Annotated in this window: 9 protein-coding genes; 4 read left to right on the top strand and 5 right to left on the bottom strand. The window is 55.4% G+C overall.

Annotated elements, in window-relative coordinates; all coding sequences use genetic code 11:
* Position 1: 1 nt before the first annotated feature.
* Together AC2FIB_RS07455 and AC2FIB_RS07460 are read right to left on the bottom strand one after the other, a co-directional pair.
* Entirely contained in the window at positions 2 to 808 is an 807-nt protein-coding gene (locus AC2FIB_RS07455) for a SapC family protein (RefSeq protein ID WP_496736024.1), read from the bottom strand.
* A gap of 60 nt (positions 809 to 868) precedes the next feature.
* Positions 869 to 4,699, bottom strand: a complete 3,831-nt coding sequence (locus AC2FIB_RS07460) for an Ig-like domain-containing protein (protein ID WP_496736022.1) — start codon at positions 4,697 to 4,699, stop codon at positions 869 to 871.
* Positions 4,700 to 4,909: 210 nt separating this feature from the next.
* Here AC2FIB_RS07460 and AC2FIB_RS07465 point away from each other — a divergent pair, with 210 nt between their 5' ends.
* Positions 4,910 to 6,961, top strand: coding sequence for a dockerin type I domain-containing protein (locus AC2FIB_RS07465; RefSeq protein WP_496841862.1), 2,052 nt, complete (start codon positions 4,910 to 4,912; stop codon positions 6,959 to 6,961).
* 13 nt (positions 6,962 to 6,974) lie between these two features.
* Here the strand turns inward: AC2FIB_RS07465 and AC2FIB_RS07470 are convergent, their stop codons facing one another.
* Complete coding sequence (locus AC2FIB_RS07470; protein ID WP_496736018.1) at positions 6,975 to 8,288, bottom strand: HlyD family type I secretion periplasmic adaptor subunit; 1,314 nt, start codon at positions 8,286 to 8,288, stop codon at positions 6,975 to 6,977.
* Positions 8,288 to 9,985, bottom strand: a complete 1,698-nt coding sequence (locus tag AC2FIB_RS07475; protein ID WP_496736016.1) for a type I secretion system permease/ATPase — start codon at positions 9,983 to 9,985, stop codon at positions 8,288 to 8,290. Before AC2FIB_RS07475 ends, AC2FIB_RS07470 begins: the two co-directional genes overlap by 1 nt.
* A 460-nt stretch (positions 9,986 to 10,445) precedes the next feature.
* On the opposite strand from AC2FIB_RS07475, the gene AC2FIB_RS07480 reads away from it, so the two are divergent.
* The 3 genes from AC2FIB_RS07480 (at position 10,446) to AC2FIB_RS07490 (ending at position 12,780) form a co-directional block, all read left to right on the top strand.
* Positions 10,446 to 10,721 (top strand): type 1 glutamine amidotransferase family protein, encoded by a 276-nt coding sequence (locus AC2FIB_RS07480; protein WP_496736014.1) that lies wholly within the window; start codon positions 10,446 to 10,448, stop codon positions 10,719 to 10,721.
* Between the two features lie 1,220 nt (positions 10,722 to 11,941).
* The gene (locus AC2FIB_RS07485) at positions 11,942 to 12,043 is read left to right on the top strand and encodes a hypothetical protein (RefSeq protein ID WP_496841863.1); all 102 of its coding nucleotides are present in this window, start codon (positions 11,942 to 11,944) and stop codon (positions 12,041 to 12,043) included.
* Between the two features lie 551 nt (positions 12,044 to 12,594).
* The gene (locus AC2FIB_RS07490) at positions 12,595 to 12,780 is read left to right on the top strand and encodes a hypothetical protein (protein WP_496736013.1); all 186 of its coding nucleotides are present in this window, start codon (positions 12,595 to 12,597) and stop codon (positions 12,778 to 12,780) included.
* A 546-nt stretch (positions 12,781 to 13,326) separates the two neighbouring features.
* Here AC2FIB_RS07490 and AC2FIB_RS07495 read toward each other — a convergent pair.
* Entirely contained in the window at positions 13,327 to 14,586 is a 1,260-nt protein-coding gene (locus AC2FIB_RS07495) for an aminotransferase class V-fold PLP-dependent enzyme (RefSeq protein WP_496736011.1), read from the bottom strand.
* Between the last annotated feature and the right edge of the window lie 479 nt (positions 14,587 to 15,065).

Consider the following 15,065-nt stretch of genomic DNA (forward strand, 5'->3'; position numbering starts at 1 on the left):
TTCACACCTCACCGGTCACTAAAAGTTCGTCATTATGCGCGTGTGCCATGGCGGTAAGGAAACGCGAAATGTCTGAATTTTCGGTGTATTGCTTTTGAAGTTTTGGCTTTGCCAGCTGCTCCTGTGCCTGCGACAGCCAAGAAATGTGTGATAGTGATACTTGGTGGGCGTGCAGCAATTGAATTGCACCGACATCAAACAACGCAAGCTTCTCTGTCTGCGAAAGAGCCTTCAGGCGTCGGACATCCAGGACCAGGTACCCCGTCGGCAAGGCGACGTTTTCGTAGCTGGTCATTTTTTCAAAAAGACCCATCTCTTGAATGACTTTACACACGGACCGAATGTCCTTTGCCGAAGCCTCTCGTGCTTGGATAAACCTGAGGACGTTTAAAAGTTCAGCGGTCAACTCACCAGCGTCGGTAAAGAACGGTTCGTCCTCCGGAGTGTCAGTGACCAGGCCAGAAGATTCATCGACCTGAAGTTGTGGCTCACAATCCGTTTTACTCGGCAAACCCGCTTGAAAGGGCGGGCACCGTAACGCGGACGGAATGTAGGTGGCCAACCATCGGCCTTCGTCGGACACAAAAGGGGTTGGCGCGTCCGTGTTAAATGACAAAAGCGCTACAGGTTCTATTTCCCCCTCGGATTCGCGAAACAATACCGGGTACGTGGCCGCGACGAACAGAATTTCTTTCTCGACAATCGAGCAAGCCTGCTGGGTTTCCGCAAAGTGGTAAGATGAAAAACGCTTCCAATATTTGCCACTGTGCCGCTCATATGTGACTGGAAACAGGCCGTTCTCTGCCATGTTTGATCCTTTGGTGTATGGAGTGGCTGCCGATTGAAAAGCCGGCAGTCCGTGTTTTGATCAAGCCGTTGCTCCGGTCGGGTCGGCGATCAGGATATTGTCCGCGCTCAATCCGCTAAGGTCGTCCAACCCCGAAAAATGCGCCATGGTTTCAACGGTGGCTGCAGTCGGGGATGAATAGTCGACCCTGACCAGAACGCTGTCGTCTCCATCTGTCGCGAGTACGTAGATCTCGTCACCGGCCTGAAGCCCGGTCAAACTTTCGACGGCAGTTTCGATGGTATTGATCGACAGGTCGGCCAGAGCTGTGGTCAAGCCGATGACGCCTATGTTGGCACCGACCGTGCCGCCTACATTTAATGTCTCAACGTCCGTGCCATCGCCGCGCAAAGTAGAGTGATCGAGGCCACTGAACATCAACGCATCTGACACATCCGCTGCCGCGCCGAGTGAAAAGCCGGTGATCGTGTCCACCCCGTTGGCCGCAGGGGCGGCTTCGAACACAACAACGTTGCGACCCGCGTCCGAGACATTGATGGCGTCGTCACCGCCATGACCACGAACAAAGCTGTCAACATCGCTGGCGACCAAAGTGTCATTTCCATCAGTGCCGATTATGACGGTCGTTGGACCCCCATCCGGGGTGGTAAGCGACAGTTCAACCGGTTTCCGGGGGTCCTGAACGGTCATATTGAATGTTACCAGAGGTTGGTTCAGATCCGTAAAGCTGGTCGCAACACCTGCAAAGTTGACCACGGAGCCCCCAACTGGGTTGGACAGATACAGACCGAAAGCCCCGTTCCCAACATCGGATCCTGCGTCGAAGGTCACAACGGACGGATCAAATCCCAACTCGATCGTCATCGCTAGCCCGCTGGAAACGTCGCGGTCAACGTCTGCGAAGATTTGGTACGTGATAGTTGAACCGCTCCGACCCGCTTCTGCAATGACATATGCGCCCGGTACATGCGCCGTCGTCTCACCGGTTGCCGGTAAAGGATCAGGGCCGCCGGAAACCGTGGCATGCGCCTGAAAGTTCAGGTCATCACCTGCTGAAATACCTGTGAAATCCGACGCCGGAACTGCAAGCGACCAGGTGCCATCAGCTGCGACAGTAGCGGTGCCGACAGAGTTACTATTGAGTGTTACGTTCACCGCTTGGCCAACGCCGAGGCCAACGGATGTTCCAGATACAACAACGCCAGAACTCTGCGCGTCGCCGAGTGAGATTGAGTTGTTCGCCCCTATAGAATTCAGGTCTAACAGCGGCCGGAAATCCGTAGCGAGCGTTGTGGTCGCCGGACTGGCGCTATTGCCGGCCTGATCACTGACCGTTGCAGAAATGGGGAAATTTGTACTGTCCGCCAATTCGGACAGATCCGCCGCAGGTACAATGACCGACCAAGTGCCACCAGTAGCGACACCGGTATATGATTGGCCATCCAGCATGACGGTGACTATTTGCCCTTCTTCCGCCGATGTCGCCCCGGAAATGGACAGATCGTTTCCCTTTTCGGAGACGTCCAAAACTGATCCTACAGCCAATGGGTTGATCGTCACAGTTGGTGCTGTGAAGTCTGATCCAAACCCATCACTCGCGCTGGCGCTGTTTCCGGCCGTGTCTGAAACCGTCGCATTCACACCGTAAATTTCGTCGTCTTGCAGGGCATTTAAGCCGGCCGCCGGCGAAACCAACGTCCAGGTGCCGCCACTGACCGTAGTGGTATTGCTCAGGTCTACAGTGCCATCTGCCCTGACGATTTCGACGGTGATGGTGGTGCCGTCCGGGGCATCCGATGTGCCTGAGACCGTCAGATCCGTGCCGCGTTCCGCCAAGTTCATGACCGGGCCGTCGGACAAATTGGTGATGGTGATGGAATGAGGCGAGAAATCAGTGTCAAAACTGCCGCTTGCCTGCAGCGCTGGGTTTCCGGCGGCATCTGTCACGTCTGCAGTCACCGGGGTTGTTGCGCCATCGGACAGTGCCGTCAAATCTGCCGCGGGTACAGTCGCGCTCCAGACGCCACCAGAGACGGTACCAGGATAATCCTGGCCGTTTAACGATACGGTTACGGTCTGTCCGTCCTCTGCATCAGTTGATCCGGTGATTGTCAGGTCTGTATCACGCTCAGCGGCATTCAGGACGGCACCATCAGAGTATCCGTCGATGGTCAAGGTTGGGGCGGTGACATCCTTGGATACGGGTGCATTCGCCTGGTTGGCTGCGAGCCCGTCCGTATTGGATACATCTGCGGTGATGGTGAATGTGCCCCCGTCTGCCAATGCTCCAAGGTCGGCCGCTGGGATGGTCACCGACCAGCTGTTGCCGGATACTGCGCCTGTGTAACTCTGGCCGTCCAGCACGACTGTTACTTGCTGGCCGTCTTCTACGTTCCCGGTAATTCCCGAAACCGTTAAATCCGAACCGACTTCAGCCGCGTTCACAGCGGATCCAACTGATAGCGGCGATATGGAAATTGCAGGGCCAGCCAGATCTACCGGAACGGAGGTCGTTGCCGGAACCGAAGTGTTTCCTGCTTCATCGCTGACAACGACCTTTATCGACACAGGAGTACCAGAGGGCAGATTTGCAAGATCAGCGGATGGAATAGTGACGCTCCAACTACCGTCAGAGGCGGTTGTCGAATAGGTCTGCCCCCCGAATTCGACAAATACTGCCTGGCCATCATCTGCTGTTGTCGATCCGCTCAGCTCCATATCGTTCTGAACGTCCACCAATTCGATTTTGTCGACGGGGAGAGGATCCAAGGTAACGGTCGGTGCCGTAAAGTCTGTCTCAATGCTGTCACTGATCTGTGCTGCCGGGTTCCCCGCCATATCTGAAACATCTGCGGTCAACACGATGGTTTCGCCATCCGGCAACGCGGCAAGATCGCTGGCAGGAACAGTGACGGCCCATTGACCGTCAGTTACAGTGCCAGAGTATGTTCCGCCGTTCAGAATAACCGTCACGGTCTGACCGTTTTCCGCGTTTGTCGTCCCGGAGACGGTCAGATCCGTTGCGCTTTCCGCCGCATTTATGACCGAACCGTCCGACAATCCGGCAATTGTCAGAGTAGGGGGTACTGTATCGATGTTGTAAGATACGGTCTCTACCGAAAGTTCTCGCCCGCCGCTGTCCAAGTGACGAACCGTGACGTTCTGAACGCCTTGTGGCAGACTGGCCGCTTCAACAGCTGTCAGCGAAATGCTCCAACTTCCATCGGGATTGAGTGGCACGGACTTGACCAAAGACCCGATCCTAAGTTCCACTGTTTCGGTTCCATCCGGAACCCTGATATTCGCCTCTGTACTGCTGAGCGCTGTGGATTGTGCTTGTGCGAGGTTCAAAACCTGAGGCGGTGCAGGCGGCGTGGGTTGAAAATCACCATCGTCTCCACCGCCGCCGCCGCCGGCCCCCGCAGCGGCGGCCCCCGCCAGGCCCAATCCGCCCAATGCAGCGCCTACGCCACTGATGCCGCCGCCCGCCGCAGCGGCACCACCTGCTTCGGCAGCCAGACTGAATTGCGCAATTTCACTCACGGTATTTTCGGCGATCATGATCGCGCCACTGTCCAGAACCTGAACGTTTTCCGCAGCGACAATCATTGTACTGCCATCTATCATCTTCAGCAGAACATCCCCGTTTTTCAGGAGCTTCACTGACTGAACGCCGGGAATCGTTTCTGCAAACTGATAGGCATAAAGCTCTTCTATCGTTGCCTGCGCCAAGGCGGGTAGCGCCATGAGAGTCGAGCCAAGCCCCCCAGCGATACCGCGTCCAATCCAGCGTCGCATCTTGCCATCAATCCACCGGCGAATGTGGTCCTTGCGACCATTGTCTGATCCGGGGTCTGCAGTTTTGGCCTTGGGATCATGTTCTTTGGTCATCTTACCCTCACATGTGATGTCTGTGTCCGCCTGGATGGGCCAGGTTTTGTTCATCAGTCTTTCGCGTTTGTGACTCATGCGGTCGGACCAGGAAAAATTGTGTTAAACTGAAACCGAACTCCTCGTTTTCACCACAATTCCGCTTTGGTATCGGGCCGGGCATCGGATCATCCTGCAGTCATTGCCAAGTTTGGCGTGGGGTGATGTAGTATGATGCTTCAGTTCGAAAGCGTGGTTGCAACAGGGAGCGCAGCGCTCGATTCAGGTATCCGTGATACGGCTTTAAAAACGCTTAACGGGGCCACGTATCTGTACAGTTTGACCGGCCCCGGCGGCGGTGTTGCGGTCTGGAAGCTTGTTGATGGCGCTGTGCCGCAACTGGTCGATACCGAATATTTCAGTGGTTCGATCACGTTTCAGGTGGGCAGCACCGGAACACCGGTTTCATTTGGTGGCGGTAATCAGCTCGTTTTGGATATCGACACTGCAAATGGGCTTGTGGGATATGATTTGAACGCGGATGGGACCGTTGGATCCTTGCGGGAAACCGGGACATTGACTGGCGGCGGTGACATTTCGGCCCTGGTGAAACTGTCGACCGGGTCCGGCGATCTGCTGATGATGGCGCATGAAGATACCGGGCGGATTGTCACCTATACCGTGAATGGGGACGGCACGTTGACGTCCTCGGGCGTGATCGTGGCACGATCTGATTCGATGCAGTCATTGAGCATTGGCGCAGACAACTTTGTTATTGCGGCCGACGAGGCCAGCAACACTGTCTCGACCTACAGGGTTGATGGGGGAACAGCAGCCATAGCAGTGGTAGACAACAGCGAGGTCCTGACGACTTTGGGAATTGCTGCGCCCACGGCGGTCGAAGTGATACAGGCATATGGCAAGTCCTGGGTGGTGGTCGCGGGGGCTGAAAGCAACTCTCTCAGTGTGATGGAATTGGCCGCCGATGGCCGTCTAATCCCAACCAATCATGTCCTGGATTCGCTGCACACACGGTTCGAGTCGGTTCAGGATCTTTCAGTGGTTGAGGTCAATGGGCATGTGTTTGTTGTCTCGGGCGGTGGCGATGATGGAATAACCTTGTTCGTCATGACGCCCGGCGGACAATTGGTGCATTTGGACAGTTTTGCCGATACGCTCCAAAGCGGTTTGCAGAATGTGGCGTCGTTCAGCGTCGCTGAGGTTGGTGATGAGCTGCAGATTCTGGTCGCGTCGCAACAGGATGCGGGGCTGACCCAACTTACGGTGGATGTCGCGGGTCTGGGCGTCGTGCGTAGTGGCCTGGGAACCGTTAACGGGACCGTCGGTAACGATATGCTCAGCGGCAATATCCTTCCGACGACCCTTATTGGTGGGGCAGGGGATGACATATTGATTGCGGGTTCGGCCGCGACCACAATGACGGGCGGGTCCGGTGCCGACATCTTTGTCATGCAATACGGAGCGGAAACCACCACGATCACGGACTTTCAGGCTGGTATCGACCGGTTGGACATGTTCGATTATCCGCTGCTCAGAACGCCTGGACAGTTGACCTTTACCGCGACGGCGCAGGGAGCCCGGATTGAGTACCTCAACGAGACGATAAACGTGATTTCCGCCACTGGTGGTCTGCTGACCAGTGCTCAGGTGTTTGGCGCGGGTTTTGGCGGCCCCGATCACATTCCTGTCGATTTTGGCGATTTCGGGGGGCTCGATCCGGGCAGTTCCGATGGGGTTTTGGGGGATGTCTCAATCAATTCAGAGACCGCCAACCCCAGCCTCAGTGACGCTGAAATCAGCTTCACCCCAAATGGCGGAGCCACAATCAGTGCTCGTGCAGACAGCAATGGGCGGTTCGATTTGAATTTACCGTCTGGCACTTTCGAGGGCGAGTTTGACGTCATCAAGACCTATTCCACTGCGAGCAAGGACATCAACGCATTGGACGCGCTGCAGGTTTTGCGAATTTCGGTCGGACTGGACCCGACATGGGGACCGGCCTCGCCTAAGAATTTGATAGCGGCAGATTTCAACCGGGATGGTTCGGTGAATGCGCTCGATGCATTGTCGATTCTGCAAGTAGCAGTCGGACAGCCGACAGCCGTTCGCCCGGGATGGGTTTTCATCGACAGTGACGCGGACCTTTCAGGGATCACGCGCACCGATGTTTCTTATGATACCGGGGCCAATGTAGTGGCTGTGGATGGCTTGATTGCTACCGACATGACCTCGATCCTGCTGGGCAACCTCGAAGCGCCTTAGTGCGGCCTGGCGGTCACTCTCGGAACGCTCGGTTGAAGTAATCTGCCAACGGTTTCACCAGATAGGACAGGGGCGTACGTTCATCCGTCTTGATCAATGTTTCCACTGGCATGCCGGGCAGCAATTCCTGCCCATTCAGACGATCGACTTGCCCGTCCTGTGGTACGACCTCGGCGCGATAGAATGTCTGGCCAGTGTTTTCGTCTGTAAATGTATCTGCCGAGACATTGATCACCTGTCCGTCAATTTCAGGCGTTTCACGCTGATTGAACGCGGGAAACCGCAACAAAACCGGCTGGCCAACATGCAACTGGTCCACGTGAATTGCATCGACGCGCGCGGCGACGACCAGGGGCGTATCCTGCGGTACCAGATACATCATAGGTTCCGCGGGTTGGATCACGGACTGCAGCGCAAAGACCTGACTGCCGTACACCGTTCCCGAAACTGGGGCGCGGATATCCAGTCGCGAAAGGCGGGTGTCCAGCGACAGACGGCGCTCGGCCAATTCGGCAATCTGGGACTGAATATCACGCAGGGTCGTTATGGCTTCTTCTCGCCGTGTTGCTTCAAGCTCAAGGATCGAGATTTCGGTCGCTGATATCTGGCCTCCTAGGCGCGCGGCGGCAGCTTCCAACCGACCGATATCCCCTGTGAGGCTGGCCTCTTCACGCTGTAGGGCCGAAACACGGCTGGCCTGGGTAAGGCCGCGCTGAAGCAAGCTTTGCTGATCGTCCAGTTCGGTTTGGATCAATTCAACCTGACGCCGCAGCGAGACAAGCTGCGCTTCGGTACCGTCGATTTCACTTTCGATTTGAACGGTCTGTTTGCCCAGTTGCTCAGTTTGCTGGTCCAATGTATTCAATCGCGCCTCAAACAGGCGTTGCTGACCGGCGATCAGATCAGGGTCTATGTTTTCCTGTTGCTGAATCTCAGCCAACCGGGTGGCCAAAGCTTCGGCATTTGCGCCATCGCGCTCGACTTCCAAACGGGCCCGGCGGGCCAGCAGTTCGAACAGCTGGGCTTCGACAATGGTCTTCTCGGACGACAGAAACGTATCATCCAACCGCAATAGTAATTCGCCGCTGGTGACGGCATCGCCATCGCGCACATAGATCTCACCAACAACGCCGCCGTCGGGGTGTTCAATCACCTGACGGTTGCTTTCGACCTCGATAATGCCCTGAGAGATAATGGCCCCGGCCAAACGCGTGTTGACTGCCCAAACACCCAAACCGCCAACAAGGATGCCAAGGGCCGCAAATCCGACCAGGGCAGGGATGGTAATGCGCCATACGGGGCGCTGTTTATTTGTTTTGTCCTGCATCAGTTGCCAGCCTTGCTGAGGTTGCGCTTGATCGATCCGGCGTTTTGAACGACTGCACCCAAAACCTCATCCCTTGGGCCGGATTTGACAACCTGCCCCCGTTCGACCACCGCAAGATCATCACATTCCGAGATCGCTTGGGGACGGTGAGTCATAATGATCGTAGACTTTCCTGCGGCCTTAAGATCGCGGACAGCGGCGTTCAGCGCCTCGGTTCCATCGGCATCCAACGCCGAGTTCGGTTCGTCCAGAATCAACAAAACGGGGTCTCCGTACAATGCGCGCGAGAGCGCGATCCGCTGCTTCTGACCGCCTGACAGCTGACTGTCATTGCCTTCCAGAATGGTATCGTAGCCTTTTTCCAGCGTCAGAATCAGCTCATGCGCATTGGCTTTTTTGGCGGCCGCTACAACGGCTTCCGGGTTTGGGTCTTCCGACATACGCGCGATGTTTTCGGCGACAGTTCCGTTGAACAACGTAACTTCTTGCGGAAGGTATCCGATATGTTGGCCCAGATCAGTTGGATCGTACTGATCCAGCGTTGCGCCTCCCAGACGGATCTCGCCTGCTGCAGGACGCCAAATACCCAGAAGCGCCTTGGCCAAAGTGGACTTTCCTGACCCGCTTTTTCCGATTACACCAAGTGCCCGCCCGGGCTCGAGGTTCAATGAGACGTTGCGGAGGGTTGGAGTATTCGCTCCAGGCGGGATGACCGTCAGACCCTTGGCCTTCAACCGGGCTTGGGGCACAGGCAGCTTGGTGCGCTGTTTTTCGGGCGGCGTGGCATCCAGAAACTGGCTCAACGAGTTCCACGCGGTTCGGGCGCGTTCAACGACAGCCCATTGCCCAACAACCTGCTCGACGGGTGCCAAAGCACGACCCAGCAGGATCGAACCTGCGATCATCGCGCCGGGGGTCAATTCATTGCGCAGAACAAGCAAAGCCCCAAGCGCCAGCATTGCAGATTGCAAAAACAGCCGCAGCGATTTCGTCACTGACGTAAAGCTGCCGGTCCAGTCACTGGCGGCGATTGTTTGTTGCAAGGCGTCTGTTCGTTGACGCTGCCATCTACGCGTGATGTCCTCTTGCATGCCTTGCGAGCGTACGACTTCGGCTGCTTGTCGGGCATGTTCGGAAAAGATGTTGGCTTTTGCCGACGCGGATTGTGCCAAGGCGACCTTGTGACGAGTCAGTAGTTGGTTCAGCAACGCGATCACAACCAAAAGCGAGCCACCGCCAACAGCCAACCAACCCAGAAGCGGATGGAACAGAAAAATTGCGGCAATAAAGATAGGCGTCCAAGGGATGTCCATGACGGCAAGCAGAACCGGAGAGGAACACAGGTTTTGGATGGACTCCAGATCGCGCAACGCTGTTGCTGGCGCAGCCCGGGTGTGCGGGTGCAGTGATCGGCGCAGGGTCGCATCAAAGACGCGTTCGTCCAACTGCGATTGAAACCGTGCGCCGAAACGCGCCACAATTCGCCCCCGCGCGAAATCGAGCATTGCCATAAGGCCGTACAAAAGCGCCACCAGAAGGAACAGCGCCGCCAACGTCTCGACTGCTCGGGACCCAAGGACGCGGTCATAGACCTGTAACATGAACAAGGGTCCGGTCAGCATCAGCAAGTTGACGAAGATACTGAACAGAAACGCCAGCACCAGGAATGTGATCCCTTGGTTGCGCGCTGATTGCATTTCATGTCTTGGCTGTGCGGCCGTGCGATTCTTAATATTCACGAACGGAGCTTCTCGTGTTTGTTGCTCGGGTTTCGAATGGGCTAGCATTCGCGCGCACCTTAGACTGATGTCCCAGCAGTGGAAACACATATCGTTGCGGATAGTCCATATGCCGCCGACCGAGTTTTGTAACCGGCGTTTAGGGTATGGTTTATTGACATCAAACTCGCGTATTGATTGAAAGGGTACTCTCTTGACCTTCATGTAACGCAATCGAGGCAGAGCCCACATGGCAAGTATCTTGTGCCCTACGTTGCGTTCTTGTCATGGTCGCGCCGAGCTTTAACCTTGCCGCTACAATGGGGACTATTGATCCATTTCGTGCGGTCAATTGTGTGGTTGGCATGCCCTAACAAAATGGCACTTCGGTTCCGAGACAAGCGGCTATTGTGTCAAAAGCAATGGTGCAGGGGTAAGCGTGGTTGCGCTTAATGATGTCGTTGTGGCCGACGCCCTAGTGGCTTCAACGAGTTGGATAACTGAACGGCATCTGAACCGGAAAGCGGACAGTACTCTGTGTCACAAGGCGGGCAGCGGTGCCACATTGGGTGCGCTGGACGCAGAGGATTTCATCTTGGGGCAAGCCGGACTGTTGAAGGCGTGGCGGACCACCGTCCACCATGAACATACTGACGCCTTTCACGAGCTTTGCACCGATATTGAAGTGGTCGAATATCTATTCATATTAAGCTGAAACCGGACATACTGATGTGGCGACAGCACCTCGGTGCGTATTGGATTGGAAATCGTGCAGGGAGTTTATAGCAGTGTTGTTCCCAACGTCGCCGCCAGAATTCGTTAATGGTTCAGGGAGCCTACGGGCATGCAGCATCCAGACGGCAGCTAAACTTTGAGCCCGACGGCTCCCGCCCAGCTCAGGGCGGCCATTTAGAATTTGGAAGATCCGAGGCCAGTGCCCGAGATCTGAAAGACAGCTAATGTAGCGTATTGCCGGACCGACGTTTGGAACTTACGTCAAGAAGACGCCCGTGTGGTACTTTCGGGATATCCGGTTGGATCTGGTAAGCCAAACCGAACGGGTAGTTGCATCCGAATTTGCCGTCAGAATCATTTCAGCCGCGCGACTAAGGAGAGTTTTGGTTTGCTCATCCGCTACCGGGTGGTGGGTCGGATGTCGTTTGAGTTTCGGGCATGGTCGATGTGCAGCAATCTCGCGGCGTATAAACGGGCAATTGCCGATCTGTGGACGTTTTACAAATAGTGGTAAGGAAAGTTTAGGAACTGCGCGCAATTGGTTGGAATACTTACGCTATGAGCCAAACAAAGGGTCGTTGTTTGCCTTCGGTCTGTGGAGATTCTGATGCGCGAACCGTCGCCCAAAGACCAATTCAAACTGAGTCCCCATGAATTCAGCCAGAACCTCTAAAACACGACTTCTCTGCCCCCCTTGGATAGAGACAAATGTTGATAGATAGTAAAACTACCTTGTTGGCCTGTGATCACGGTGGAAGCAGGGGCGCGCGTTTTTTGCATTCTGCGTGAAAGTGAGGGTCTATACAGTAGACCTGATGCCTTAAAGATCACTGGCGACCCATGGCGATGATGCCAGTATAATCGTGAAGCTCGGCGTCACTCGCGAAGAGAAATCAACCGCTGAGACAGAGTAGGTGGCCACGGGAGCAGGCCGGCTTAGCATCCTTGTGAACGCGGACGGGATTGAGATCGAACAGACCATTGAAGAATCCTTACATGGGGAATGGAACCTGTCCTTGACAGTCAATTTGATTGGGGCGTGTTTTACCTCGAAGCAACGCTTAATTTGATGCACAAAGCAGAGGTGCCTGGGACTTCGGCTTTGATCTTGAACTGTGGCAGCCTCGACGGCTACATCGCCGGCGCGGGCCTAGTCACTATTGCTCACCCAAAGGGGCGGTCCTCGCTTGGGCCAAGGTAATGACCTGCGATCGTGGGCCAGAAATCACCCGTGTGAACGCAATTTGCCCCGGCTATGTCAATACAGCAATGTTTCAGAGCTTTTTCCCCGGCGATGGGTAAGGCGTGGGCTCCAATTTGAGTAGATGCAGCTAGCGGTGCGTGATGTGCGCCTGATGCGCACCGGCGCACGGCGGAAGTTTTTCCCAATCTGGAGAACGGGTCGGATTCGGACAAAACGCGCTATGCCAGCGGGCGATCTATTTCTCTGCAATGGCATCAACTTGCGCTTTTGGCCAGGAAACCGGATTGGCACCGTGTACGACATGTAGGTCCATGCATTGGAGGCAAACACGCCTGTGGGTTATGTAGCAGAGGCGGGTCGCTAAATTCGGCTGGAAAAGAGCGGTGCCCACTGGCAGCCGGCAAGGGATTGCCGCGGGGATAAACCCTAAGGGCCGTCGGATGATATCATCTGGCTCCCGCTGGATGTCACAGACGTAGGCGCCTCAGAATAGCTGGCGGCAGCGACAGATGGTGCGGGCATCCTCGTCAACAAAGCGGCTGTTCGGGTCGAAATGGCTGTTGCCAATTATACGGATGCCGATCGGCAGGCCGTGATCAGAACAAACTTCCGGAGAGTGTCTAACTTCAACCGCGCCTAAGCCCCGCGAATGCCCGAGGGGATCTCGATCAACAACATTGGGCTATTCACGGGAAAAGTCGCGGACCCTTCGACGGTGCTTTGCAAAGCGTCCGAGGCATTCGTGGATAGTTTGGCGCGCTCGACTGCCGTCGGTCATGGCACTGAAATCTGGTTCAATATGATCTGCCCTGGCTGGATGGAAACCGAGATGTAGGATGTCTGGTTTGATCTAGCGTTGCACTCGGCGGCCGCTTTTCTGGATGCAGTGGTGAAGCATTACGCTCGGGGCTTTGGCTGTCTGCGGTTGATCCCGGTGATCAAAGCTATGGGTAACCGATGTAATACCCAAGGCTTGGATTGGGCGGAACATGGGCTGTGGTGTATCGCAGTAGGGTCGACAATGTTGTTCAACCTTGGCGAGGGCTTGCTTCTGGCTCTTTGTGATCGATTGCCCAAATGTTCAACAGATGGTGGGATGGCTTGGTAGATGTCCGTGTGACCGATGATGTAACCTGACAACAGGTTGACAGAGTTGCAGCAGGTGCGTGTGAAAAATTGCCGGCGGAACTGTCACGGCAACGCAATGTAAGGATCGTTGCTTGGCAGAAGACCATTGCAAGTTTGCGCTGGCATTTGGTGGGTGCGCAAGGTTTCACCACGGCCATCATCAAACTGACGCCAGTCGTGTCTTTGCTGCGAATCTGATGACGCTCGGATGCGCGGCTACAGGCCGTGCACTCGTATGTATTCACCAGTCTAGTCAGCGGTTTTCGCCCAATACCTTGACCGCCCCCAGAAGACGGGCGATTTCCTGCTCCGTGTTGTAGTGACAGAAGGAAATGCGGATGCAATCTGACAGGTCCAGCGGCGTAAGAACGTTGCCGGAATAGTGATCGGCCTTTCGCGTATGGGTGCGAATGCCCTGTTGATTCAATATTTCGACCACGTCTTCGGATGCATACCCCTCGACCACGATTGACACCAGTCCTTCGCGTGCCGGGTTATCGGCGCCCGCCAAAATTGTCACGTGGTCCATATCACGCAGTCCTGGCAGATTGCCTGTGCCGTTGATTGCAGTATTGGTCAGGTGGGTTTCATAGGCGTGAATGGCGCGACCTGCAGCCTCGATCCGCTTGCGCGGTTCGGTCTCATCCGAGACTTCGCTACCGAGCCAGTCAAAATACGCCACTACGTCCGAAACAGTTGCGTAAGATCCCGCGTCACGGGTCCCGAACTCCCACCCGGTTGCGGGTGCGTCGATCAACATGTCATGCGGCAAAGCGCTGAGTTTGTCAGAAATCCAGGCGATGCCATATCCGTGACGCGAAAACACTTTATAGGGCGAGATCGCGTAGCCATCGACATTATAGCCATCCAGGTCCAGTTGCCCGTGGGCCGCATGCTGAATGCCGTCGACGATGATCAAACAATCCGGTGCCACAGAACGGATCGCCGCGGAAATTGCAGCTACGTCCATACCCATGCCTGTCACGGGCGACGCATGCAGGATCGTTGCCACTACGACATCGGGCGTCATCAGCGCGGTATAGTCCTCGGCCGTAACCAACCCGGTGTCGTTGCCGTGGGGCACATTCACATACTCCAGCCCTGCGATTTCAGCCCAGCGGCGTGCTGCGCTTCGGGTGGCCGGATGCTCGATGGATGACCCTATCACTTTTGACCCTTTGGGGGCGACCAGGCACGCGGTGCGGATCATGCGAAATAGCAGCTCGGTTCCGCTTTCACCTGCGAAGAACTGCCCGGAAGATGCGTTCATGAACACGGCCAGGTCGTCCTTTGCCTTGTTAATAACGCCTTGGGTTCTCTGACCTGCCGGATTTATGCGCCCGGGATTGTCCGGGATTGCTGCATAAAAAGCCGAGGTTTCAGCGACGGATTTCAATGTCAGTGCTCCGCCCGCATTCTCGAAAAAGATGCGTTCGCCCTGAAACGGGCAAGTGCCGACATGGGCGAACCGGTCACGGATGGCGTCGATGAGGGCATGGTTGTCTTGGATCATAGATTTGTCCTGTGCATAGTCAGAGCGCGGTTCACGATCGTGCGGCGGAGCATGGCCACCGCGATAAGGCTTTGTTCGGAAAACCGTCGACAGAGTCATCGAAAATTCCGCGAACTGAATTGATCAGGTCGTATGCTGCCATCCTGTCAAGCGACAACGCGACATGATTGCGCTGCACCGGCGTTTTTTGTCGCTATCGAACTATTCTTTCATAAAAATTTTGCGCGTATTATCGGGAGATCCAGATGAGAATGGCGTCTTCTGTTGGCTCGTGTGTGTGGTGAAGTAGGCGATATGTTTCGTGAACGGTTTCATATCCTCGACAAAGGTTTTTGTCAGCTTTAGCATAATTCCCGCAGGATGTTTTTAACGATGATCGGGCACTATCTTGCCGTTGGGTGATGCGCTGGTTTTTGAAAATATATAATAAAGTCAACAAGTTGCTCAGAGATTATCTATTTACTAAAAATTTAGTTTGA

It is taken from the genome of Ruegeria sp. YTSA072 (genome assembly GCF_059610285.1).